The 23913-nt window shown below is 73.9% G+C and carries 20 protein-coding genes; 7 read left to right on the forward strand and 13 right to left on the reverse strand.

From position 1 onward, the window contains the following. Positions 1-7: 7 nt before the first annotated feature. Both hutU and O7619_RS09820 read right to left on the reverse strand, forming a co-directional pair. Entirely contained in the window at positions 8-1654 is a 1647-nt protein-coding gene (hutU, locus tag O7619_RS09815; protein ID WP_282287141.1) for a urocanate hydratase, read from the reverse strand. A gap of 12 nt (positions 1655-1666) precedes the next feature. After that, positions 1667-2515, reverse strand: coding sequence for a MurR/RpiR family transcriptional regulator (locus O7619_RS09820; RefSeq protein ID WP_282287142.1), 849 nt, complete (start codon positions 2513-2515; stop codon positions 1667-1669). A gap of 531 nt (positions 2516-3046) precedes the next feature. On the opposite strand from O7619_RS09820, the gene O7619_RS09825 reads away from it, so the two are divergent. The 4 genes from O7619_RS09825 (at position 3047) to O7619_RS09840 (ending at position 9666) form a co-directional block, all read left to right on the forward strand. After that, positions 3047-3541: a hypothetical protein gene (locus O7619_RS09825; RefSeq protein ID WP_282287143.1), complete on the forward strand. Its 495-nt coding sequence runs from the start codon at positions 3047-3049 to the stop codon at positions 3539-3541. A gap of 189 nt (positions 3542-3730) precedes the next feature. Beyond that, positions 3731-7906, forward strand: a complete 4176-nt coding sequence (locus O7619_RS09830) for a polymorphic toxin-type HINT domain-containing protein (protein ID WP_282287144.1) — start codon at positions 3731-3733, stop codon at positions 7904-7906. A 29-nt stretch (positions 7907-7935) separates the two neighbouring features. Next, the gene (locus O7619_RS09835; protein ID WP_282287145.1) at positions 7936-8412 is read left to right on the forward strand and encodes a hypothetical protein; all 477 of its coding nucleotides are present in this window, start codon (positions 7936-7938) and stop codon (positions 8410-8412) included. Between the two features lie 72 nt (positions 8413-8484). Further along, positions 8485-9666 carry a hypothetical protein gene (locus tag O7619_RS09840; RefSeq protein WP_282287146.1) on the forward strand — a complete coding sequence of 394 codons (1182 nt, stop codon included), beginning with the start codon at positions 8485-8487 and terminating at the stop codon, positions 9664-9666. On the opposite strand, the gene O7619_RS09845 is transcribed toward O7619_RS09840, so the two are convergent. The 7 genes from O7619_RS09845 to O7619_RS09875 are packed head-to-tail and all read right to left on the reverse strand — an operon-like array spanning position 9663 to position 17585. After that, a complete protein-coding gene (locus O7619_RS09845; protein WP_282287147.1) occupies positions 9663-11345 on the reverse strand; it encodes a hypothetical protein in 1683 nt (560 codons plus the stop codon). The two genes, O7619_RS09840 and O7619_RS09845, sit on opposite strands and share 4 nt — an antisense overlap. A 30-nt stretch (positions 11346-11375) precedes the next feature. Next, positions 11376-12209, reverse strand: a complete 834-nt coding sequence (locus O7619_RS09850; protein ID WP_282287149.1) for a glycosyltransferase — start codon at positions 12207-12209, stop codon at positions 11376-11378. Continuing rightward, positions 12206-13135 (reverse strand): glycosyltransferase, encoded by a 930-nt coding sequence (locus O7619_RS09855; RefSeq protein WP_282287151.1) that lies wholly within the window; start codon positions 13133-13135, stop codon positions 12206-12208. Before O7619_RS09855 ends, O7619_RS09850 begins: the two co-directional genes overlap by 4 nt. Continuing rightward, on the reverse strand, positions 13132-14469 hold the full coding sequence (locus tag O7619_RS09860) for a hypothetical protein (protein WP_282287153.1): 1338 nt from the start codon (positions 14467-14469) through the stop codon (positions 13132-13134). The genes O7619_RS09855 and O7619_RS09860 overlap by 4 nt, the downstream gene beginning before the upstream one ends. Next, positions 14456-15550: a glycosyltransferase family 4 protein gene (locus O7619_RS09865; RefSeq protein WP_282287155.1), complete on the reverse strand. Its 1095-nt coding sequence runs from the start codon at positions 15548-15550 to the stop codon at positions 14456-14458. Before O7619_RS09865 ends, O7619_RS09860 begins: the two co-directional genes overlap by 14 nt. Next, positions 15547-16398: a glycosyltransferase family 2 protein gene (locus O7619_RS09870; protein ID WP_348774360.1), complete on the reverse strand. Its 852-nt coding sequence runs from the start codon at positions 16396-16398 to the stop codon at positions 15547-15549. The genes O7619_RS09865 and O7619_RS09870 overlap by 4 nt, the downstream gene beginning before the upstream one ends. Further along, the gene (locus O7619_RS09875; protein ID WP_282287157.1) at positions 16398-17585 is read right to left on the reverse strand and encodes a hypothetical protein; all 1188 of its coding nucleotides are present in this window, start codon (positions 17583-17585) and stop codon (positions 16398-16400) included. The genes O7619_RS09870 and O7619_RS09875 overlap by 1 nt, the downstream gene beginning before the upstream one ends. 107 nt (positions 17586-17692) lie before the next feature. Between O7619_RS09875 and O7619_RS09880 the strand changes: the two genes are divergently transcribed. Beyond that, positions 17693-18553 (forward strand): lipopolysaccharide biosynthesis protein, encoded by an 861-nt coding sequence (locus O7619_RS09880; RefSeq protein ID WP_282287158.1) that lies wholly within the window; start codon positions 17693-17695, stop codon positions 18551-18553. Here the strand turns inward: O7619_RS09880 and O7619_RS09885 are convergent. After that, positions 18499-19107, reverse strand: a complete 609-nt coding sequence (locus O7619_RS09885) for a dTDP-4-dehydrorhamnose 3,5-epimerase family protein (protein ID WP_282287159.1) — start codon at positions 19105-19107, stop codon at positions 18499-18501. The two genes, O7619_RS09880 and O7619_RS09885, sit on opposite strands and share 55 nt — an antisense overlap. Then, positions 19104-19991, reverse strand: coding sequence for a glucose-1-phosphate thymidylyltransferase RfbA (gene rfbA, locus O7619_RS09890; protein WP_282287160.1), 888 nt, complete (start codon positions 19989-19991; stop codon positions 19104-19106). The genes O7619_RS09885 and rfbA overlap by 4 nt, the downstream gene beginning before the upstream one ends. A 35-nt stretch (positions 19992-20026) precedes the next feature. Between rfbA and rfbD the strand changes: the two genes are divergently transcribed. Then, complete coding sequence (gene rfbD, locus O7619_RS09895) at positions 20027-20911, forward strand: dTDP-4-dehydrorhamnose reductase (RefSeq protein WP_282287161.1); 885 nt, start codon at positions 20027-20029, stop codon at positions 20909-20911. On the opposite strand, the gene O7619_RS09900 is transcribed toward rfbD, so the two are convergent. Both O7619_RS09900 and O7619_RS09905 read right to left on the reverse strand, forming a co-directional pair. Beyond that, entirely contained in the window at positions 20880-22325 is a 1446-nt protein-coding gene (locus O7619_RS09900; RefSeq protein WP_282287162.1) for a sugar transferase, read from the reverse strand. The genes rfbD and O7619_RS09900 overlap by 32 nt on opposite strands. A 25-nt stretch (positions 22326-22350) precedes the next feature. Further along, a complete protein-coding gene (locus O7619_RS09905) occupies positions 22351-23418 on the reverse strand; it encodes an LCP family protein (RefSeq protein ID WP_282287163.1) in 1068 nt (355 codons plus the stop codon). A gap of 158 nt (positions 23419-23576) precedes the next feature. Here O7619_RS09905 and O7619_RS09910 point away from each other — a divergent pair, with 158 nt between their 5' ends. Then, positions 23577-23873: a hypothetical protein gene (locus O7619_RS09910; RefSeq protein ID WP_282287164.1), complete on the forward strand. Its 297-nt coding sequence runs from the start codon at positions 23577-23579 to the stop codon at positions 23871-23873. Positions 23874-23913 lie beyond the last annotated feature (40 nt).

The following is a 23913-nucleotide window of genomic DNA, read 5'->3' on the forward strand; positions in this document are numbered from 1 at the left end:
CCCCTCCTTACTCCGCCATCGGGACGCGGACGCCGGTGCGCGCCGCGACCTCGCGGGCGTCGTCGTAGCCGGCGTCGACGTGCCGGATCACGCCCATCGCCGGGTCGTTGGTCAGCACCCGCTCGATCTTCTGTCCGGCCAGCGCGGAGCCGTCGGCGACGCAGACCTGACCGGCGTGGATGGACCGGCCGATGCCCACCCCACCGCCGTGGTGGATGGACACCCAGGACGCCCCGCTGGCGGTGTTGACGAGCGCGTTGAGCAGCGGCCAGTCGGCGATCGCGTCCGAGCCGTCGGCCATCGCCTCGGTCTCCCGGTAGGGGCTGGCCACGCTGCCGCAGTCCAGGTGGTCCCGGCCGATCACCACCGGCGCGCTCAACTCACCCGAGGCGACCATCTCGTTGAACCGCACCCCCGCCTTGTCCCGCTCGCCGTAGCCGAGCCAGCAGATCCGCGCCGGCAGGCCCTGGAACGCGACCCGCTCGCCGGCCATCCGGATCCACCGCGCGAGCGGCTCGTTCTCCGGGAACAGGTCGAGGATCGCCCGGTCGGTGGCGGCGATGTCGCGCGGGTCGCCGGAGAGCGCCGCCCACCGGAACGGCCCCTTGCCCGCGCAGAACAGCGGCCGGATGTACGCCGGCACGAAGCCGGGGAAGTCGAACGCCCGCTCGTACCCGCCGAGTTTCGCCTCGCCGCGGATCGAGTTGCCGTAGTCGAAGACCTCCGCGCCCGCGTCGAGGAAACCGACCATCGCCTCGACGTGCTTCGCCATCGACGCCCGTGCCCGGTCGGTGTACTCGGCCGGCTTGGCCGCCGCGTAGTCCCGGGCGTCCGTCAGCTCCACCCCTTCCGGAAGGTACGACAGCGGGTCGTGGGCGCTGGTCTGGTCGGTCACGATGTCGATCCCGACGCCGCGCGCCAGCAGCTCGGGGAAGACGGTGGCGGCGTTGCCCACCACGCCCACGCTGAGCGCCCGCCGGTCCCGTTTGGCGGCCAGCACGCGGGCGACCGCGTCGTCGAGCGAGTCGGCGATCTCGTCGAGGTAGCGGTCGTGCGCCCGCCGCTCCAGCCGGGAGCGGTCCACGTCGACGATCAGGCAGACGCCGCCGTTCATGGTGACCGCGAGCGGCTGCGCCCCGCCCATCCCGCCACAGCCGGCGGTGAGGGTGAGGGTGCCGGCCAGCGTGCCACTGAACCTCTTGGCGGCGACCGCGGCGAACGTCTCGTACGTGCCCTGGAGGATGCCCTGCGTGCCGATGTAGATCCAGGAGCCGGCGGTCATCTGCCCGTACATGGTCAGGCCCAGCGACTCCAGCCGGCGGAACTCCGGCCAGGTGGCCCAGTCACCGACCAGGTTCGAGTTGGCCAGCAGCACCCGCGGTGCCCACTCGTGGGTGCGCATCACCCCGACCGGCCGGCCGGACTGCACCAGCATCGTCTCGTCGTCGCGCAGCTCGGTGAGCGTCCGCACCAGCGCGTGGTAGGACGGCCAGTCCCGGGCCGCCCTCCCGGTGCCGCCGTAGACCACCAGGTCCTCGGGACGCTCGGCCACCTCCGGGTCGAGGTTGTTCATCAGCATCCGCAGGGCGGCCTCCTGCGGCCACCCCTTCGCGGTGCGTACGGTGCCGCGGGCGGCGCGGACGGGCTGGTGCATCTCGTACTCCTCTCAGCCGAGGAACAACTGGCGGCGGGCGGCGGACGACTCGAACGCCTCGAGCCGGACCTGTGCCTCGGCCGGCGCGGCGTCGCAGATCGCCTGGAGCACCACCATGGCCAGGGTCATCGGGGCGGTGTGCAGGTCGAAGACGAGGTCGGTGCCGACGGCGGCGGACAGCACCACCTCGGCGTGGTCGATGGCCGGACTGACCGGGGAGTCGGTGATCGCCACCACCGTCAGCCCGGCGTCGCGGGCCTCGCGCAGCGCGTCCAGCGTCTCCCGGGGATAGCGCGGCAGCACGAACGCGAGCAGCGCGGTGGCGCCGGCCACGACGGCCTGGTCGAGGCGGTCGGCGAGCAGGCTGCCCCCGTCGTCGAGGACCCGCACGTCCGGGTGCACCTTCGCGGCGAAGTACGCGAAGTATGCGGCAAGCGGCGCGGCGGCGCGCAACCCGAGCACCGGTAGCGGGCGGCTGGCCGCGAGGAGCTTGCCCACCTCGGCGACCCGGTCGGCGTCGGCGAGTTGGGCGGCGAGCCGGTCGAGGTTGTCCATCTCGGCGTGCACCGCCCGTTGCAGCGCGTTCCCGGCGGCGGCCGGCTGCGCGGCGCCGGGTGCGTTCAGCTCCCGCAGCCGGCGGCGCAGCGCGGGGTAGCCGTCGTGCCCGAGCGCCATGGCGAACCGGGTCACCGACGGTTGGCTGACGCCGGCCAGCTCGGCCACCTCGGCCGCGGACAGGTAGGCCGCCGCGCCCGCGTGCCGCACCAGGCAGTGCGCGATGCGCCGCTGGGTCGGGGTGAGCCGGACGCCGTGGAAGAGATCGAGCAGGCGATCGGCGCTGGAGGCACCGCTTTCATTCACGCCACGACTCTATGCATGAAAACTTTCACCTGGCAAGGCCGGTGATTCCGGAGTTGTTTTCCCTGCTGAGCGCGGTGCGCGCGGACCGGACGGGGAGTGAGCACCCTTTGACCGCTTGTGCAGGGTGATGGGGATCTATAGCGTGCACCTGTCTTGTCTCGCTTCCACGGGGGTTGCCGTGACTACACGGTCGATGCATGCTGTCCACGTCAGATCGAGTCCCACGCAGGCATTCCGCATCGATGGCCGGCAGGCCACGTGGGCGTCCGATGAGCGCCTCCGGGCGGCGACCGCCCCTGCCGTGACGCGAGCGCTCGCCGGGGGACGGGCCGCGTAAGCAGCGGCAGGCCGGGGCCGGCGCTGCGCTGAGGGTGTCGAAATGCGGCCACCCTTCCTCGTCGCACGGGTCTTTTCGAGAGAACGCCAAGGGGTTTGGTGACGGTTCTCTCGACGGTTTTTCCTGAATGCCTGAGCGCATGTGAAAGCCGCCCGTCGGTGTTCTTCCTGCGCCAAATCTGATTGGAGTTGTAGATGAAAATCGTGCGATGGGCCGTGGCGGCGACGGTGGCCGCCGGCGGTGCCGCAGTGATCGTGCCGGCAACCATGTCGGCGGCGGCGGACACTCCGCCCTCCCTTGAGGAGGACTTCAACTACCCGGGCGCCGACAAGATCCTGGCGGACCACGGGATCAAGCTGTTCAAGGGTGACGGCCACATCATGTGGACGGCGACCCGGCCGATCGACGACGACCAGCCGTGCGCCGTGGGCGAGATCCAGGTGGAGCAGATCCCCGACGTCTCCGGGTTCTACCACTGCTTCAAGGTGCTGGGCGCATCCGGCTATCTCACCCTGGAGATTCCGGGGACCTTCGGGATCCGGGCCGGTAACGAGACCGTCGAGGCGACGGCGAAACTGCCGGACGGCGACAAGAAGTTCACCATCCCGCCGAACCGGCCGGTGCCGATCGATCCGGGCGACGGCGGTAGCCTGCCGCAGGCCATCCTGGTCGAGCTTCGGGTGAACTGACCGAGCGATACAAATGATGGGCCGTCACCAATTGGTGGCGGCCCATCATTCCGTCCGACCGGGCCTTGTGGACACTGCTGTTGATCGATAGCATTCCGGCTGTCTTGTCTCGCTTCCACGGGGGTTGCTGTGACTGCACAGTCAATGCGGGCTGCGCTTTTCAAAAATCATCGACTGACACCCGGCTGGGTGCGACGTGTCGCCGTCGCGACGGCGGCGGTGCTGATCGGATCGTTCATTCAGGCGGCGCCGGCGAGCGCCGAGGACGAGGAATATCCCTGGGACCCGGCGGTGGCCCGGGAGGTGCTCGTCACCTACGTGACCGAGGGCACCCCATCGGTCAAGCGTGCCGCCGCGGAGATGCTGCTGGCCGACGACGCCGCGATACGTACGTTCCTCGAGGGCGGGGTGGACGAGGCGTGGGCCGCCGACGCGCGTGCCGCGGCGGAGTCGCTCGCCTCGATGGACGGTCCCGCGATGCGGGCCGGCGCCCTCCAGGCCCTGGCCGGAACGCCGGCTGACGTTCAGGCGTACGTCGACGGGGGCTGGCGCGCGCCGTGGGCCGCGGACGAGCGGGTGCGGGCCTACCGCCTGCTGGAGTCCGGCGGGCCGACCATGCGGGCAGCCGCGCAGAAGGCACTCGACGGCACCCCGGAGCAACTCACCGAGTTCCTCGCCGAGGGGCGCGACGCGGCGGCGGTCGCGGACGACCGGCTGGCGGCGACCCAGATGCTCACCGGTGGGGCCAACAACTCCGGTCCGGTGCTCGACACGGCAGCCGCCCAGGCGCTCCAGGGCTCGGCCGACGACCTGCGGGAGTTCATCACCGCCGGCCAGTTCGTCGCCCGCGCGCGGGACAAGGAGCTGGCCTCCATCCGCAGCCTGACCGAGCAGGCGAAGCAGGCGAGTGAGACCACCGCCCGGGAGTCGCTCGCCGCGACGGAGGCCTCGAACCGGGCGGCGAACGCGGCCGAGGAGGCCAAGAAGCAGGCCAAGATCGCGGCGGACGAGACCGCCGCGGCGGGCGGGGCCGCCGCCAAGGCGTCGGCCGCCGCCGGCCGGGCCGCCGACGCGGCGGACGGCGCCGCCGACGCGGCCCGGGACGCGGTGAGCGCCTCGAACGCCGCCATGCGTGCGGCCCGAGTGGCGTCCGACGCCGCCCGGAAGGCGACCACCGCCGCCTCTCTGACCGCCCAGGCCGCCGCGCGTGCGCAGCGGGCCGCGGCGGACGCCCGGACCGACGCGGGCAAGGCCGCGGCGGCTCGACAGGCCGCGCAGCAGGCCCGGGACGCGGCCCGCAAGGCGCGCGAGCTGGATCAGGTACGCGCCCAGCGGGACCGCGCGCTCGCCCAGGCGAAGTCGGCGAGCACCGCGGCGAAGGGCGCGAGTGCCAACGCGGACGCCGCGGCGGCGGAAGCGCGGAAGGCGGGGGCCCAGGCCGGCGTCTCCGAGGCGCAGGCGAAGCGGGCGCGGGACGCGGCGGCGCGGGCGCAGGCGCAGGCGGCGGCGGCGTCGCGGGCGGCGGACCGGGCGTACGCGCTGGCGGTGGCGGCGGCGAAGGCGTCGGATGAGGCGTTCGAGTTCGCGCGGCGGGCGGCGGCGCATGCGGAGGCGGCGGCGGACGCGGCGGAGGCGGCGGCTGCGGCGGCGGGTGACGCGGCGAAGGCGGCGGCGGAGTCGGCGAAGCACGCGGCGGCTGCGGTGGAGGCGGCGAACACGGCGGTGGAGGCGGCGAACAAGGCTGTCGAGTTGGAGCGGCTGGCGCGCGAGGAGGACGACGCGCGGCTGGCGGAGTCCACCGAGCAGGGTGTGTTGGCGGCGCAGGACGCGCAGGCGTTCGAGCAGGCGAAGAACGCCGCGGTGGGTGATGTGGTGGCGTGGAACCGCAAGTTGTTGTGGGACACCGCGGAGGAGGATCGGGTCGACCCGGCCACCCGTCAGTTGCTCACCGAGGCGACCGCGTCGGGTGTCACCACCGCGGTCATGCTCGACCGGGGCCGGCGGGCCGCGATCAACCTGTTGACCACCGGCGGCGAGCACACGAAGGCATCGGCGTCGGAGGCGCTGACCGGCGGTGAGGTGGAGCTGCGGTCGTGGTTGACCGACGGTCGTCGGGTCGCGGTGGGTCAGGACGATCGGGCGCGGGTGTGGCACCTGGTCGACACGTTGCCGGACGGGAACGAGAAGTCGGCGGCGCAGGCGGCGTTGGACGGCGACGACGCGGCGGTGCAGGCGTTCCTGCGGACGCGGAGCTACCCGGGTAAGGCGACGGTCGATCGGCAGGCGATCTACAAGATCCTGGAGACGTCCGGGCCGACGCTGACGACGGCGGCGGAGCGGGCGTTGGCGGGGACGAACGCGGACCGCCACGAGTTCCTGCGCTCGGGGCAGTACACGGCCCGCACCGCCGACGAGCGGCTGGAGGTCTACCGGACGATCGATGCCGGTGGGCCGCAGGTGAAGGCGGCCGGGCAGGTGGCTCTGGCGGGGCCGCCGTCGTACATCTCGTACTTCCTGACGGCGGGCCGCTACCAGGCCGCGCAGCGGGATCAGGAGCAGGCCGCGCACGTGGCGGCGGTGCAGACGCTGATCGCGGAGGCGCAGCGGTACGCCCAGTCGGCCGTGTCGGACGCGGCTGAGGCGAACCGGGTCGCGGCGGTCGCGGCGGGCAAGGCGGCGGAGGCGAAGACGTACGCCGACCAGGCCAAGGCGTCGGCGGACAAGGCCGCGGAGTACGCCAATGACGCGAACACCTCGGCGGTCGCGGCGAAGAACTCCGCGGATCAGGCGGCCCAGTCGGCCACCACGGCACGCAACGCCGCGAACTCCGCCCAGGCCAGCGCCAACCAGGCCGCCCAGTCCGCCGCCACGGCCGGCGCGGCGGCCAAGCGGGCCCGCCAGGACGCCGCGGGGGCCGCGCAGGCCGCCCGGGACGCCCGCCAGGCGGCGAAGCAGGCCGGCGCCGACGCCGCCGCCGCGAACCAGGCGGCCCGGGAAGCGGAGCAGATCTACAACACCAAGCTGAAGGAGTGGGAGGCCGCCCAGCGGAACACCGCCCCGGGCAGCGCCTGGGACGGCGACGGTACGGCGCTGGAGCAGCACCGGACCTGGAGCTGCATGGTGCAGCCGTCCCAGCTCACCGCGGAGTGCGCGAAGGTCTACGTCGACTTCGCCGACGCGCTCGTGCGGCCCACCAAGTGCACCACCGCCGGGCTGAACACCGGGCCCGGCTGCGAGATGGTCGACGACATCAAGGAGTTCGTGAAGGACAACCCCGACCTGATCCTCGACGTCGTGCAGCTCGTCCTCATGGTGTGCGGCCTGGTGCCGGCGTACGGCGAGGCGTGCGACGGGGTGGACGCCGGCATCTCCTTCGCCCGGGGCGACTGGGTGGGCGGTGTGCTCTCCGGGCTCAGTGCGATCCCGATCGCCGGTTATGTGCCGGCCGGCATCAACATGGGTCGACTCGGGGACAAGTTCCGCGACGCGTGGCGGGTGTTCGACGAACTCGCCAAGAAGTGCGACAACGTGCCGAACAGCTTCGCGCCCGGCACGAAGGTGCTGCTCGCCGACGGCAGCCGTAAGGCCATCGAGCGGCTGCGGGTCGGCGACGAGGTCCGCTCGGCGAACGCGCTCGTCGGCGTCTCGGCGACCGGCCGGGTGATCGAGACCATCAAGGGCTCGGGCACCAAGGTGCTGGCGAAGGTCACCATCGACACCGACGGCGACCGGGGCACCGCGACCGAGACGCTCACGGCCACCTGGAACCACCCCTTCTGGACCACCGACGCCAACGCCTGGGTCAAGGCCGGCGAGCTGAGGCAGGGTCAGTCGCTGCTCACCGCCGACGGGCGCCGGGTCGAGGTCGACCACGTCGACACCCGCACCGAGCGGACGACCGTCTACAACCTCAACGTCGCGGACCTGCACACCTACTACGTCTTCGCCGGCAACGTCCCGGTGCTCGCCCACAACTGTGGCAAGATCGATCTCGATCACGGGGTCGCGGGCGCACATCCCAAGGACCACGTGGGGAAGACGGACACCGAGATCAAGACACGTGCCGAGACGGACCCGAAGGCCAAGGGTGTGGCGTCCACCCTCAACGGCGACACCTACCAGCAGACCGTGGACGCGGTCGTCGCCGACAACATCGACAAGATCAACAAGTGGGCGGCCAAGTCGCAGTCCGGCGCGGAGATCGAATACACCAAGCGGTTCAGTTACCCTGTGGGCCGGGTCGCGAAGAAGGGCGAGGCCACGCCCAAGGACGCGTACACGGTCACGCTGGTCCTCAAGCGAATCGACAAGGGCTACCAGGGACACAAGGGCGCCTGGGTGGTGAAGACCATCAAGGCGTTCTAAGCAGAGGACACGGTGGGGGTCTGAGCTCCGTGCGCGAGTGGGACGCGGCACCCGAGGCGGTCGCCAGCGACGTCGTGGCGTCGCTCGGCCGGTGCGACCGGGAGTTGGGCGACTTCGCGACCGGCGTCACGCTCGACTACGACTTCGGGCCGGACAGCGGCCTCTACCCGCACCTGATCCTCAGCACCGAGCAGGACGGGGTGCAGCAGGCGGACATCCGTAAGACGATCCGGATGCCGATCTCGCTGCACCCCTTCCTGAGCAACGAGATCTCCATCCGTCTCACCCTCGGCTTCACGCCGTCCGCGTGCCGTGTCACATCGGTCATCGAGGTCCACCTCGACCAGCCGATGGGGACCTTCGCCGCCGGCTCGCACATCCTCTACCACCGAGCGTCCGAGGGCCTGCCGCTCGCGGAGGCGTTACGGGCGGCGGAGGCGCACGTCCGCGACCTCTACCGGGTGGCGACATTCCCGGAAACGCTGGGGCTGCCGGCACGCGAATGAGCAGCGTGGGCGGACCAGCCGGCGGGCGCTGCCTCTGTATTATCCGCACGGCGGGTGAGCAGAGGAGTGGGGATGCAGCCGGAAGGTCCGTACAGGTTCACCGAGGTGCTCGGGGAGTGCCAGGTCGGCCGGGGCTGGGCGGCACTCGACGGGCAGGACCGGCCGGTGACCGTGGCGACGCTCGACGGCGCCGCGGCCGGCGACCAGCGCTGGCGGGAGGCTTTCACCAACGCGGCGAACGTGCTGGCCCAGACGCCCGGCGGTCACCGTTATGTGCACGCCGACTTCACCGCCGACCAGCCCTGGGTGGCGTATCCGTCGGAGGCCACGACCGCCGCCGACCGGCTGTTCCAGTCGCTCGGCATGGACTATCAACGCACCGCCACCGCTGACCTCCTCCCGCCGCCACCGCCGGTCTCGGCGCCGCCGCAGCCCGTCTCCTCCCCACCGCAGTTGCCGTGGAGCCCGCAGCCGTGGGCGATGGCCCCCGCGCAGCCGGTTTCCGGCGCGCCGTCGTCAGGTGTGCCGGTGTCGCCCGGCATGCCGGTGCCGGCCGCCCCGGCCCAGGCCACCGCCCCCGATCCGCTGGTGGCGACCGGCGGGCCCCGGATCACCCCGGTCCCGCGTCCGCCGCGCAACCGGACCGGCCTGTGGATCGGCGGCGTGGTCATGGCCGCCGTGCTGGCCGGCGGCGCCGGGCTGCTCGCCGGCCGCGCGCTCGCCGGTGACGGCGCGCCGGCCACCCCCGCGGCCAGCGCCTCCCCGGCGCTCTACGAGGCCACACAGTATTCGTTGAACAAGGCGAAGTTCGACGCCGGCCTGATGCCGCTCGCCGAGCTATGGCTCGACGAGGTCGGCGGCTGCGCGATCAACACGGAGAAGAGCGGCCCGGCGCTCGCCGCCGGCGAGAAGCAGCACGTCTTCTGCCGCTACCTGGGCGTGTCGCTGCACTTCGCGGCGTACGAGTCGGCCGAGAAGAAGGAAGCCGCCCGGGCCTTCCGCCAGCAGATGGGCATCATCGGCCGCGCGCTCGCGCCCGGGATGCGGGAGGCCGCGCAGGTCACCGGCGGCACCAGCAACGCCCCCGGCAGCTACGTCGAGTACGCCGGAAACGGCCAGGACGGGCGCCCGGTCTGCGGCATCTGGTGGGGCCGGGACGACAGCGTCGCCGCGATCTACATGGAGACGCCGTGCGGGGCCGGGCTCGGCGGCAACTGGGACGCCCTGCGCGACCTCTGGCACCGCCACAGCTAACGGAGCCGGGCGCCGTTCGGCGGTGGCACCAGGCAGACGTCGCTTCCCTTGGTGACGCCCGCCGCCAGGTCGAAGCGGACCACGCGCGCCCCGTTGAACTGCCGCTCGGTGACCGCCACGCCACCACCGCCGAGCCGGACGATGACGTCCCGGTTCGCCCCGTCCGCCCAGTCGGTGGCCTGGAAGAGCCACATCCGGGACCGGCCGGCCAGCAGCGTCGACACCACCCGGTTCGGGCAGCCGCCCGGTCCGGCCGCGACCACGTAGGCGTCCGCCGGTGGGCCGTACCAGGACTGGGCGTTCCAGGAGACGGAGGTGGCGAGCACCAGGTCACCGGGGCGCCGCTGGGCGTCCAGGTGGCGTAGCGCGGTGCGGTAGTCGGCCGCGTTGGCGCCGCCGCCCTGGGCGAAGGCCCGCGCCGGGTGCGCCGTGGCCACCACGTCGGTGGCGAGTTGCGGGACCGCCAGCGCGAGCAGGAGCAGAGCCCCGAGCGCCCACCGGATCCGGCCGGGCAGGCCGGGCCGGGCGACCGGCGGCGCGACGGCCAGGCTGGCCAGCAGCAGGCACGCCGGCACCGCGTAGAGCGCCAACCGGCCGTTGAACGGGTAGACCGACACGGCCGCACCGGCCAGTCCGGCCGCCAGCGGCACGAGCAGGACCAGCACCGCCACGCCGGAGAGCCGGCGTCGACCCACCACCGCGCCGAGGACCAGCAGCGGTACGACCACCCACGCCGACCGGGCCACGAACGGCACGGTGGCCAGGCTCCGGTAGGTCGCGGTGAACCAGTCCACGGTGGCCGGCAGGTCGGTCAGCGGACGCGCCGGATAGATCGACTTGCCGCGCCAGTAGGCGGCGAGCTGGGCGTCGTCCAGCCCCGGGGCCAGGAGCAGGACGTACACCACGAGCACCACCACCGCCCAGGCCGGCGCGGGCGCGACGAACCGCCCCAACTCCCGCCACCGGGACGCCCAGGTGCGGCCGGCGCGGGTGAGCGCCCGCGCGGCGAGCAGCACGCCGAGCGCGCCGGCGACCGGGATGGACAGCGTGCTGAAGAGCGCCGCGACGAGCGACACGGACCAGAACAGGGCCGCGCCGGCCCAGGTCGGGGCGCCCCGGGCCAGCAGCAGGGCCAGGCCGACGAGCAGCGTGACGCAGAACGCCTCGGCGCTGTACTGCTTCAGCTCGTTGGAGTAGCCGATCAGGAACGGGGCGACCGCGACCAGCAGCAGCGCCGCCAGGGCGGCCAACGGCGGCAGGAGCCGTCGCCCGAACCAGGCCACCAGCGGCAGCAGCGCCAGCCCGAACAGCAGCGGTACGAGGCGAAGCGCCCGTTCGCCGTCGCCGAGGCTGTCGAGCGTGAGCCGTTCCAGCCACAGCCAGCCGGGCGGGGCGGACTGGCTGAACGCCAACGGCCGCAACAGCTCCAGGTAGCCGCGTTCCCGCAGGTTGTGCGCCACGTACAGCTCGTCGCTCCAGAGGCTGCGCGCGTACGCCCACTGCCGGATCCGCAGCCCGGCGCCGAGCACCACGAGCAGGCCCGCGATCGCCCAGTAGGGGGACCGGGTCAGCCGGATCCACCCGCCCACCAGACGGGCCGACGGATGCGGCCCGGGCACCGGCGGCGCGGGGGAGTACGCCGCGGGGAGGACCGCCGCCGGGGGGCGCGTCACGGACACGGCGAGACGCTACCAAAGCGCCGTTCGCGTTCAGGTCCCCCGCGTGACCGGACCGGCACCGTCCGGCACCGGCGACCCGACCAGCCGGGCGGCCTCCCGGTGCCGGCTGTCCGGCCGCGGAAGTCCGACCAGGAACTCGGGGAACATGCCGAAGAAGGTCCGGGCGGAGCGCAGTTCCAGGCGGTGCGCCCGGGACCACCGCAGCGTGTTCGTCGCGCGGGCCCAGTGGTGCGTCCACCGCACGTCCCCGCGCACCGCGACCGGCCGGCCCCGCCGCCAGGCGCGCAGACCCAACTCGTGGTCCTCGTAGTAGAGGAAGAACCGCTCGTTCCACCCGCCCAGCGCGGCGACGTCGGCGGTCCGGCCGGCGACCGCCGCGCCCATCACCCAGGCCACGTAGCGCGTCTCACCCGGCGCGACCACCTGCCGGTACGAGGCGTGCAGCCGGGACAGCGGCCAGACGTTCCGGTTGCCCAGCTTGGCGGTGGCGTACGGGAAACCGCGCCCGTTGGCCTGCGGTGTGCCGTCGGTGCCGAGCAGTTGCGGGGCGACCAGGCCGCCGTGCACGTCCAGGTGCCCGGCCAGCACGGGCAGGTCGTCGGCGCGTACCTCCAGGTCCGGGTTGGCGAACAGGACGTAGCGGCCGGCGGCCTCGCGCAGCGCCACGTTGTTCGCGCGGGCGAAGCCGACGTTGCACGGCAGCCGGATGACCCGCGCGCCCAGCTCGGCGGCGACCGCGGCGGAGTCGTCCGCGGAGGCGTTGTCGACCACCAGCCACTCGTACGGTTTCCGGCCGCGCCAGCAGCGTCGCAGCGTCCCGGCCGAGTTGTAGGCGACCGTCACCACGGTCCACCGGTGCGTCATCGGGCCTCCCGGGTGGTGAGAAAGCCGCGCAGCGACGCGAAGCCGAACCGGCTGCCGGTCCACTGTCGGCGGGCGGCCGGCGCCTCGACCAGCCCGCGCCCGACGCCGCGCAGGAACGGCCGCAGCAGGCCCTGCCGGATCCGCCGGGCGGCCAGCGCGACGTGCGCCAGCGCGAGGACCGGCAGCGCGACGAGCAGCAGCGGCCCGGTGAAGGTGCGCGCCGCGACCAGCAGCCGGTTGCGGGCCAGCAGGAACGCCCGGTACGCCGACAGCCGGTCGTCGCCGGACACGCTGTGCCCACCGGCGTGCGGCAGCACCAGGTCCAGCCCGCGTGTGCGCAGGCCGGCGGCGTAGAGCCGGAACGCCAGGTCGGCGTCCTCGCCCCAGGCGAACAGGTGCTCCCAGAAACCGTCGAAGCGGCGGAACAGCGCGGTCGGGAAGACCGCCGCCCCGCCGGACGGGCCGAGCGGGGCCCGGCCGACCGTGGCCGGCCGGTCGATGAAGAGCGAGAGCGGGTTGACGTCGATGCCCACGTACTCGCCGCCGTGCATGGCCAGGCCCACCGCGACCGGGTCGTCCGGGCGCGCGGTGACGGCGGCGCAGATCCGGGCCAGCGCGTCGTCGGGCAGCCACACGTCCGGGTTGAGCAGCAGCACGTGGGACGTGTCGACGGTCGCCACGGCCCGGTTGCAGCCGGCCGCGAAGCCCGGGTTCGACGGGTCGGGCAGGTAGGCGTACCGGCCGGCGGGCAGGTGACCGGCGACGATCCCGGCGCACCCGTCGGCCGGCTGGTGGTCGGCGAAGACGAACCGGACCGGCAGGTCGCGCGCGGCGCGTACCCAGGTGGGCAGCGTCTCGGCGAGCATGCCGGCGGACCGGTAGAGCACGGTCACCACGGTCAGCCCGTGAAACGGCGTCCCGGTCACGTCGTGGTCCTTCCCAGCCGGTGCAGAACCACCAGGCCGGGCACCAGGCTCAACCAGGTCGGATAGATCAGGGGGTACAGCTCGTAGACGCCGAACAACGCGAAGTAGACGACGAACGCCCGGGCCAGTTGCCCGGCCGGCGCGGCGGAGAACTCGAACCACCGTTCCGTCCCGCCGACCGCCAGCCCGAGCACGGCCAGGAAGACCACCGCGCCGAGCGGACCCCAGTCGAGCAGCGGGATGGCCACGAAGGTGGCGGTGTTCATCAGGTACGGCTGGCTGAGCTGGGCGGTCAAGCCGTACAGGTCGGCCGTGCCGACGAGCGGCTCGACCCGGGAGCCGAGGAACGTCAGCGAGTAGGCGCCGTGCCGGGGCTCCAGGTGGGCCCGCTGCGACCAGACCCGCCCGAACGTCTCGGTGGAGGAACTCAGCGACAGGTCGAGCGATCCGGCGCTGCTGGTCAGCGCGTTGCTGCCGTACCGGGCCCGGAACTCGGTCTCGAACGCGCCGGTTCCGGCCATGGTGCGCTGCCCACCGAGGAACACCGCCGCGCCGAGCGCCACCGCGCCGATCAGCAGCACCACAGGCGTCCGCGCGGCCAGGAACGACGCGGCCCGACCCCGGGTACGCCGCACCGACAGCGCGGCGATCAGCGCCGGCGCGATGCCGACGAGCACCGAGTTCTTGCTCGCGCCGAGCGCCGCGCCGACGGTGAACACCGCCGTGAGCGCGTAGTAGAGCGGCAGCGCCGGCCGGCGTCCGGACAGCGCGCGCAGCAGCGAGACGGCCATGCCGAGCGTCCACGCCTCGGACAGCAGGCCGACGACCAGGTTGGACTGCTCGCGGAGCACCTGCCGGGCGGCGTCCGGGTTGTCGGCGAGCAGCGGCGGCAGGGTGCCGCGGAAGCGGACCGCCGCAGTCACCACCGCCACGCCGAGCAGCACGAACAGGTACGCCCGCAGGCGCCGCTCGGACGGCCAGGACAGCTCCGGGCGGGACGGCGCCGACCGTCCGGCGTCACGCCGGTCGACCAGCCGCCGCCCGGCCGCCCACGCCAGCAGGAAGACGGTCACGTAACCGGCGAGCACCGGCAGCACCCCGCGACCCGCCCACGAGTCGTACGGGCCGGGCAGCACCCGCACGGCGATCAGCGCGGCGGTCCACACGACGGCGCACGCGGCGAGCGCCCACATCCGGGCGCGGGCGGCGAGCGACGCGCCGACGGTGAACGCGAACGTGACCGCGATGCCCGCGTCCCAGGTCGCCAGCAGCAGGGCCGCACCGAGCGCGAACGGGAGCCCGACCGACCAGAGTCGACGTTCAGCCGGCGTCACGGGTCACCGTCCGGTAGAGGTCGAGCCAGGTGTCCACGCAGCCGGCGAAGGAGTGCCGGGTGGCGTACCCCCGGGCCAGCTCGCGGCGACGGTCGTCCCACGCCTGCGGGCGGGTGGCCGTGCGCACCGCGGCGGCCATCGCCTGCGGGGTCGGCTCCGCCCGGTAGGCGAGCACGCCGTCGCCGGCCGCGGTGACCTCGGCCAGGCCACCCACGCCGGAGTGCACCACGGGCACGCCGAGCGACATCGCCTCCAGCGCGCTGCGCCCGAACGCCTCCACCCGGGACGGCACCAGCAGGCAGTGGATCCGGTGCAGGAAGGGCGCCGCGTCCACCCGCCCGATCAGGTGCAGGTTCGGCCGGGCGGCGAGCGGCAGGTCGCCGGCGCCGGCGACCAGGAACTCGACGTCCGGCAGCGCCGCCGCGACGGCCGGCAGCAGGTCCGCGCCCTTCTCCCGTTCCAGCCGCCCGAGAAAGCCGACCCGGACCGGCTCGTCCGGCGCGGGCGCGGGCCGGTCGGCCGCCTCCGGCCAGATCGCCGGCAGCGGGTTCGGAATCACCCGCACGTCCCGCACCCGTCCGCGTACCCGCAGCTCCCGGGCCTCGAAGGCGGAGACCGCGACGGTCGCGTGCGGCCGGAGCCGGCGCATCATCAGGTCCGTGGCGATGTTCGCCTGCACGGCCGCCTTCGCCCGCAGCGACCCGGCCGCGTCGCGATACTGCCAGAGGCTGTTGTGCAGCGTCACCACGAGCGGTGTGCGCCGGCCGCGCACGCCCAGCCCGGCGCGGGCGTGCATGGCGGCGGAGAGCAGGTGCGCGCTGACCACGTCCGGCCGCAGCTCGTCGACGACCGCCCGGATCCGCCGCGCGTAGCCGAGGTCGACCCGCCCGGCGGCGGCGAGCGGCAGCCAGCGCACGCCCGCGGTCCGCAGCGCCGCCGCCACCTCGTCGTCTCCGGTGGCGGCGACCACGTCCACGCCCCGGTCGGCGAGCGCCGGCAGCATCTCGATCAGGAAACGCTCGGCGCCGCCGAGCTGCCGCCGGCCGGACCCGCCGGTGGTGCAGACGAACAGCACCCTCATCGGGCGGCCATGCCTTCGAGCGCGCCCCGGGCGACCGCCCGGCGGGCGCCGCCGCCCACCGCGGCCCGCGCCAGCACCCCGAGGGTGTACGCGGAACAGGCGACCGTGCCACGCCACCCGGCCAGCTCGCGGCTGGCCCGGATGAACTCCCGGGTCTGCCGGCGGGCGATCTCCTCCGCCGGCCACCGGCGCTTGGCGCTGGCGTCGTCCTCGTGCGTGACCACGGCGTCCGGCAGGTACGCCAGGCGCAGCCCCAGCCGGCGCACCGCCCAGCACAGCCGCAGGTCCTCGGAGTAGAAGAAGGACGACTCGTCGACGCCGCCGATCCGCTCCAGCGTCTCCCGCCGGATCGCCACGAACGGCCCGGAGAGCCAGTCCCCCCGCTCCGGCGGCGCGACGATCCGCAGCCTCGGGAGGACGAGGCTGAGCCCGGTGGCGTGCGCCACGCCGGCGCGCACGGTCAGGAACCGGCCGGCGGCGGTCCGGTCCACGCCGTCGACGTCGCGCACCCTCGGGAACGCGGCGCCCACCGCCGGGTCGTCGAGTTCCGCGGCCAGCCGCTCGACCGCGCCGGGGCGTACCTCGATGTCGTTGTTGGACAGCACGACCCGTGAGCGGGTGCTGTGCCGGACGCCGAGGTTCATGCCCCGGGCGTAGCCGAGGTTCGTCTCCGAGCGGACGTAGGTGGCGCCGGTCTCGGCGCACAGGGCCCGCAGCGCGTCGGCGATGCCGGCGGCGCTGCCGTTGTCCACCACCACCGTCTCCGCTCCGGCCGGCAGGGACCTGACACAGGCCCGGGTGCGCTCGAAGTCTTCCCAGGTCAACACCACGATTGAAACGTCCACCACTAGGCCATCCGACTGACGAGGAGGGGCGTGGCCCGGCGCAGGCGCGCCCGGGTCCGGAGCGCGTACACGACGTAGGCGACCGAGGCGGCGACCGCGGCGCCGAACGCGCCGGCCCACGGGATGAGCAGAACGTACAGCACCACCGACACCGACATGGTGGTCAGGGCCACGGCGGTGGTGGCCCGCTCACCGGCGCGCTTGAGCAGCGCGGCGCTCCACGTCTTGCCGGCCGACAGCGCCAGCGTCCCGGGCAGCAGGAGCAGCCCGAACACCCAGGCGTGCCGGTAGTCGGGGGAGAGCACGCCGAGCACCGCCAGGCCGGCCACGGCCAGCACGGCGATCGGCGTCGCGCCCCTGACCACCTCGCGGCCGTGGTCGCCGATGGCGTCCGGGTCCCGCTCGGCCAGGATCCGCTGCGCCCGCACCACGGCGCCGGACTGCGCGAACTCCAGCGCCGCCACGGCCAGCGCGAAGACACCGAGCGGGCCCGCGCCGGCGAACCGGGCCACCAGGACCTGGCTCAACCGGTACGTCAGCATCTGCGCGCACACCCCGACGTGCAGCCGGCCCACGGCCAGCAGGTCGGCACGGTAGTCGCCGCGCCCGGCGGTCGCCGTCGGGACCGGCCCGAACCGCCGCGCCCAGACCAGCACCGCCACCGCGAGCACGGACGCGGTGGCGAGCTGCACGCCCAGCCACAGCTCGCTCCAGTCCCCGCCGTCGAGCCGGCGACCCGACCAGAGCAGCGCGTACCCGGCGACCAGCACGGCCCCGCCGGCGGCCCGCACCGCGTAGACGAACCAGAACCGGCGCAGCCGCAGCCCCAGCGCGCCCGCCGTGTTGAAGACGGTGAGCGCGCACCCGGCCGTCACACCGACCGGGTGGCTGCCCAGCCCGGCCAGCGTGGTCAGCAGCGCCGCCGCGAGCGCGGTGAGCCCGAGCGACCCGGCGAGGATGCCGACGATCCACAGTCGCCCCCGGGACATGATCCAGCCGGCCGGGCGGGACAGCAGGAACGTGTCGACGGACAGACCGCCGAGCGCGGCGCCCACCGTGGCGCTCACCATGTTCGCGGCCAGCTCCCCCCGCTGGGCCGCCGGCAGGGTCACCGAGACCAGCGCGGCCAGCCCGGTCAGGCCGAGGGAGGCCAGATAGAGACGCTCGGGGGAGACGTAGCGTCGTACCACGTCGTCCTCCCCCGGGATGCGATGTCGCCGGCCTGTTCTACCCGACCGACGCGGCCCGCCGCAATCGCCCGCCGGCCGTGCCCGGCCGCCCGGTAGTCTGCCGCCTCATGGACCTCGCCCGCGTGCTCCGGCGTTCGTGGCCGATCGTGGTGGCGCTGGCGTTGCTCGGCGGCGTCGGCGCGGGCGTGCTCGCCGAGCGTCGCGAACCCGTCTACCGGGCGCAGACCCGGCTGCTCGTCACGTTCGCGGCCGACGGGTCCGCCGCGCCGCAACCCCCGCCGTCCGAGGAGGTGGCCGACCAGCTCATGCAGCGGCGGGTGAAGACGTACGCCACCATGATGAACACGCCGCGGCTGACCCGCCCGGTGATCGACTCGCTGCGGCTGCCGTACCCGCCGGACGACCTGACCGACCGCGTCGTCGCCTGGTCCACCGTGGACACCCTGACCATCGACGTGGCCGTGACGGACCGGCGGGCCGACACCGCCGCGGCGATCGCCAACGCGCTCGCCGCCGAGCTGCGACGGATCGCCCGACGCGACCTGCCGCCGGCCGGACTGGGCCTCAAGGCCCACGTGGCGGTGGCGACGCCCGCCGTCCCGCCGCGCCGGCCGGAGCGGGTGTGGTGGCCGCCGTACGCCGCCGCTGGCGCGCTCGGCGGACTCGCGATCGGCCTCGCCCTGGCCCGGGCCCGGGAGAACGGCCGGGCCGGTACGCCGATCGGCGCCGACGCCCGTGCCGTGTGGACGGCGGCGCGGGCGGCCGTGCGGCGCCGGCCGGTCGGCCCGGAGCCGGCAGACGGCCCTGCCCCGGACGGCCCTGCCCCGGACGGCCCTGCCCCGGACGGCCCTGCCCCGGACGGCCCTGCCCCGGACGGCCCGGCCCCGGACGGCCCTGAGCAGGACGACGCGGCTCAGGACGACGGGCCGGCGTCCCGGTCGGCGGTGAAGGAGCGGCAGGTGTCGTAATCCGGCAGCAGGCCCGCCGCGCGCGCCTGCGCCAGGCTGGGCGCCGCCGCGTCCCGCGCGGAGAGCAGCGGCGTCGCCGCCGGCCAGTCGATGGCGAGGTCGGCGTCGAGCGGATGCACGGTGTGCTCGCCCGCCGGGCGGTAGGTGGTGGAGCAGAGATAGCTGAGCGTGGCGTCGTCGGTCAGGGCGCAGAAGCCGTGCCCCAGCCCTTCGGCCAGGTAGACGGCCCGCCGGTCGGTGTCGTCCAGGCGTACCGTCTCCCACCGGCCGTAGGTGGGTGAGCCGACCCGGACGTCCACCACCACATCGAGCACGGCCCCCCGGACGCAGGTCACGTACTTCGCCTGACCGGGTGGGACGTCGGCGAAGTGGACGCCGCGCACCACACCGCGCGCGGACACCGAGAGGTTGCCCTGCGCCAGCTTCAGCGGGTGCCCGACCGCCTCGGCGAGCCGGTCGAAGCGGTACCACTCGACGAACAACCCGCGCGGGTCGCCGTGCGGCACCGGGGTGACCTCCCAGGCCCCCTCGATGCCGAGCGGCCGGATCTTCACGACCCGCTCCGGGGCGCCGGCGGCTCGGCCAGCAGGCCCAGCAGATAGCTGCCGTAGCCGCTGCGGGCCAGCGGCAGCGCCAGGCTCCGCAGCCGCTCGTCGTCGATCAGCCCGGACCGCCAGACGACCTCCTCGACGCAGCCGATCTTCATGCCCTGGCGCTCCTCGATCACCCGGACGAACTCGGCGGCTTGCATCATCGAGGTGAACGTGCCGGTGTCCAGCCACGCGGTGCCCCGGTCGAGCACGGTCACGGTCAGCTCGCCCCACTCGCGGTAGGTCTCGTTCACCGCCGTGATCTCCAGTTCGCCCCGCGCGCTCGGGGTGAGCTTACGGGCGATCTCGACCACCCGGCGGTCGTAGAAGTAGAGGCCGGGCACCGCGTACCGGGACCGGGGGCGGGCCGGCTTCTCCTCGATGGACAGCACCCGGCCGGCCGCGTCGAACTCGACCACGCCGTAGTCCGCCGGGTTGGCGACCGGATAGGCGAACACCCGCGCGCCCGCCGGGTCGCCGTGTTGCGCGAGCTGCGGGCCGAGCCCGACGCCGTGGAAGATGTTGTCGCCGAGGATCAGCGCGACCGACTCGCCGCCGATGAAGTCCGCGCCGAGCAGCAACGCCTGCGCGATGCCCTCCGGGCGGGCCTGCTCGGCGTACGCCAGGCGCAGCCCCCACTGGCTGCCGTCGCCGAGCAGCCGCTCGAACTGCGGGCGGTCCTCGGGCGTCGTGACGATCAGGATCTCCCGCACCCCGGCCATCACCAGAGTGGACAGCGGGTAGTAGACCATCGGCTTGTCGAACACCGGCATGAGCTGCTTGGAGACGGCCCGGGTGATCGGCCAGAGGCGCGACCCGGTGCCGCCGGCGAGAAGGATTCCACGCACCCGCGGAGACTACCGTCGCGTAAGCTCCTCCTCCCGTGAGGATTCTCGTCACCGGCGCGGGTGGGATGCTCGGGCGGGACCTGGTGACGGTGCTGCGCGCCCGGCCCGACCGGTCCGTCACCGCCGCCGCCCGCGCCGACCTCGACGTCACCGACGCGGAGGCGGTGCGGGACGCCGTCGCCGGGCACGACGTCGTGGTCAACGCCGCCGCGTGGACCGATGTGGACGGTGCCGAGACCCGCGAGCGGGACGCCATCGCGGTCAACGGGGACGCCGTCGCGCACCTGGCCCGGGCCTGCGCCGCGACCGGCGCGCGACTGGTGCACGTCTCCACCGACTACGTGTTCGGCGGCGACGCGACCGAGCCGTACCCGGAGGACGCGCCGACCGGCCCGGCCAACGCCTACGGGCGGAGCAAGCTCGCCGGCGAACGGGCGGTGACCCGGCTGCTGCCCGAGCACGGCTACGTGGTGCGTACCGCCTGGTTGTACGGCACGCACGGGCGCAACTTCGTCACCACCGTGCTGCGGCTGGCCGACGAACGCGACCGGATCGACGTGGTGGACGACCAGCGCGGGCAGCCCACCTGGTCGTACCGGCTCGCCGGACGGCTCGTCGCCCTCGCCGACGCGGCGCTCGCCGGCGACGCCGCCCCGGGCGTCTACCACGGCACCGCGGCCGGCGAGACGACCTGGTACGGCCTGGCCCGTGCGGTGTTCGCCCGGCGCGGCCTGGACCCGGACCGGGTCCGCCCGACCACGAGCGACCGCTTCCCGCGCCCGGCCCCGCGCCCCCGCTACAGCGTGCTGGGCCACGGCCGGTGGGCCGCCGCGAACCTGCCACCGCCGAGGGACTGGCACGCCGACCTGACCGAGGCACTGGCCGACCTCAGCGGCCGGCGCCCCGGAACACCTCCGTGACCGTCCGCAAAACGATCTTGATGTCGAGCCAGAGCGACCAGTTCTCCACGTAGTAGTTGTCGAACCGCGCCCGGTCCGAGATCGGCGTGTCCCCCCGCAGGCCACTGACCTGCGCGAGGCCGGTCAACCCCACCGGCACCCGGTGCCGCATCGCGTAGGCCGGGTATGCCACGGAGAACTTCTCCACGAAGTACGGGCGTTCCGGCCGCGGCCCCACCACGCTCATCTCACCGCGCAGGATGTTCCACAACTGGGGCAGCTCGTCGAGCGAGGTGCGACGCATGAACCGCCCGACCGGGCCGATCCGCCGGTCGTGCGCGATCGACCAGGTGGTCTGCGACTCGTGCTCGTCGGCCGGCCGCATCGAGCGGAACTTGACCACCCGGAACGGCCGACCGTAGCGGCCGATCCGCTCCTGCCGGAAGAAGATCCCCCGACCGCCGTCGAGGAACGTGGCGACCGCGCAGAGCAGCAGCAGCGGGCTCAGCACGACGAGCGCCACCACGGCGAAGACCACGTCGGACGCGCGCTTGACCATCCACCGTGGCCCGCCCAACGTGGTGTCACCGATCTTCACGATCGGGATGGCCCCGATGTGGTCCGGGTGGCCGCCCTGCGACCGGGACCCCCACAGGCGCGGCACCGCCCACAGGTCGCACCGCGAGCTGGCCGGCCGGAGCAGCGCCTCCATCAGCTCGGACTCGGAGCAGTCCGGGTCGGCGATGACGAGCACCTCGCACTCCACCACCGTGACGAGCTTCTCCACGTCGGCGAGCGTGCCGATCAGCGGCAGCGACCCGGGCTTCTGCCGCGACGGGACGTCCACCGCGCCCACGAAACGCAACCCGTACTGCGGGTAGCGCCGGAGCAGCCGGGCCAGCTCGCCGCCGATCGGCCCGCCGCCGACCACGATCGCGTTGTGCTCCACCCAGCGGCGCCTGCGGGCCAGCAGGACGATCCGGGTGTTGACCGCCCGCCCCACGACCACCAGGCCGGCGGAGAGCGCGACATCCCGCATGAAACCGCTGACGTAGGGCACCGAGTCGTGCCGCAGCGCCGCGATGATGGCCACCACCGCGCCGGAGGCCAGCAGCCGGCCACCGAGGCTGGGCAACTCGTCCAGGATGCTGATGTGCCGGCGTGGCCGGTAGAGCCCACCGGTGGCGAAGAACCCCACCGTGAGCGCGGCGTTGACAAGCGTCCCGCGCCAGTAGGTCTGGGCCAGCAGCAGCGGGGCGAGCAGCGCCGCGACGTCGATGGGCGCCGTCACCATCCAGGCCCGCAACCGGCGGGTACGTGTCGAGGCCCGGGACCCCGCGTACGGCAGCACCGTGGTCGCGTCCATGCTGCCGGTCATCGCCGCGGCACCGCTCGACAGCGCGGCCGACTGCTCGAACGCCGGTAGGCGTGCCATGGTCGAACCTCCCCCGTGACGCCCCCTACTTCCCGCTGGCCGCGAGGATGTCGGGAACGGAGTCGCGGCGGACCGCCTGGAACAGCGTCCGGGCGCGGGCCGGATCCGGGAACACCACACTCTCGCTGCCGACCCGGCCGGTGCCCTTCACCGGGCAGGTGAAGAACGTGAGGTTGCCGCCGCGCAGCCCGCGCATCTCCAACGCCAGGTCCGCGAGCGACAGCGACTTGTCGACCGCGACCGAACTGGAGGTGGCCCGTACGAACGAGTTCAGCTTGGCCGGGTTGGTCAACACGCCGCCGGACGCCGCCCGGTCCAGGATCGCCTTGATCACCTGCTGCTGGTGCCGGATGCGGGCGAAGTCACCGTCGGCGAAGGCGTGCCGCTCCCGCGCGTAGTCGAGCGCGGCGGCCCCGTCCATCCGCTGCCGGCCCGGCTTGAACGTGCGCGTGCCGATCAGCGAGTACTTCGTGGTGAAGCCCTTCTCCACCTCGACGTCGACGCCGCCGAGGGCGTCGATGATCTCCTTGAAGCCGGCGAAGTCGACCATCGCCACGTTGTCCACCCGTACGCCGCTGAACTTCTCCACGGTCTGCACCATCAACGGCACCCCGCCCCAGGCGTACGCGGCGTTGATCTTCGCGTCGCGGCCACCGCGACCCTCCTTCGACCGCGGCACGGCGGTCCAGGTGTCCCGGGGGATCGAGATGAGCTGGGCGCTCGCGCGGTCCTTCGGCAGGTGCGCCAGGATGATGGTGTCGCTGCGCGAACCGCCGGTGCTCTCCGGATCGCGGGAGTCACTGCCCAGGATCATGATGTTCATCGCGCCCCGGGCCTCGACCCGCGGCCGGGCCTCCTCGGGGACACCGATGAACGCGTCCACCCGGTCGATCGAGTTGTCGACCGACCGGTAGTAGAGACCGCCGGCCAGCGCGACACCACCGGCGAGCAGCGCCACCACGAGCAGCGCGATCAGGACGATCCGCCGGCCCCGGCGACGCCGTGGCGCCGGCTCCGCCACCGGCCCGTCGCCCTCCACATCGGAGGTCTGCGCCGGGGCGTCGGGATCGGCGAACGGGTGGCGATCGGACATGCCGAGGATGCTACTGATTCACGTTCCCGCGCGTGGACCCTCGTCCGGACGGACGACCCGCCCGGCCGACCGGACGGCCCGTCCCCGGTGGGCCTTGTCCGGCGAGGGCCACCGGATCGATGATGAACGAGACCGCAGGAGCGACCCGAGGAGTCGAGATGCAGGTGATCCACCAGCCACGGGTGGCGTGGGACACGGCGCGGACGATCGGCGACGCGCTCGCCGACGAGGCACTGTTCGGTTGGCTCAGCCACGAGTTCGACGCCCTGCTCGGCCCCACCGCCGGGGAGGCGCTCGCCGAGAGCCGCGACCGGGTCCGCCGGGCCGGCGCCGCCCGGCTGCCGGTCGAGACCGGCCTCTGGCGGGTCCGGCTGGAGGACACGCTGCGTCAGCGCCCCGAACTCGCCGGTGAACTGACCGGCCTCGCCGCCATCGCGCGCGCCCGCCGGTCTTAGCTTTCGCTTAGCCAGCTTGTCCGGCGGCCGGGCGGTCCGG

It is taken from the genome of Micromonospora sp. WMMD998 (assembly GCF_029581235.1).
Taxonomy (GTDB): Bacteria; Actinomycetota; Actinomycetes; order Mycobacteriales; family Micromonosporaceae; genus Micromonospora.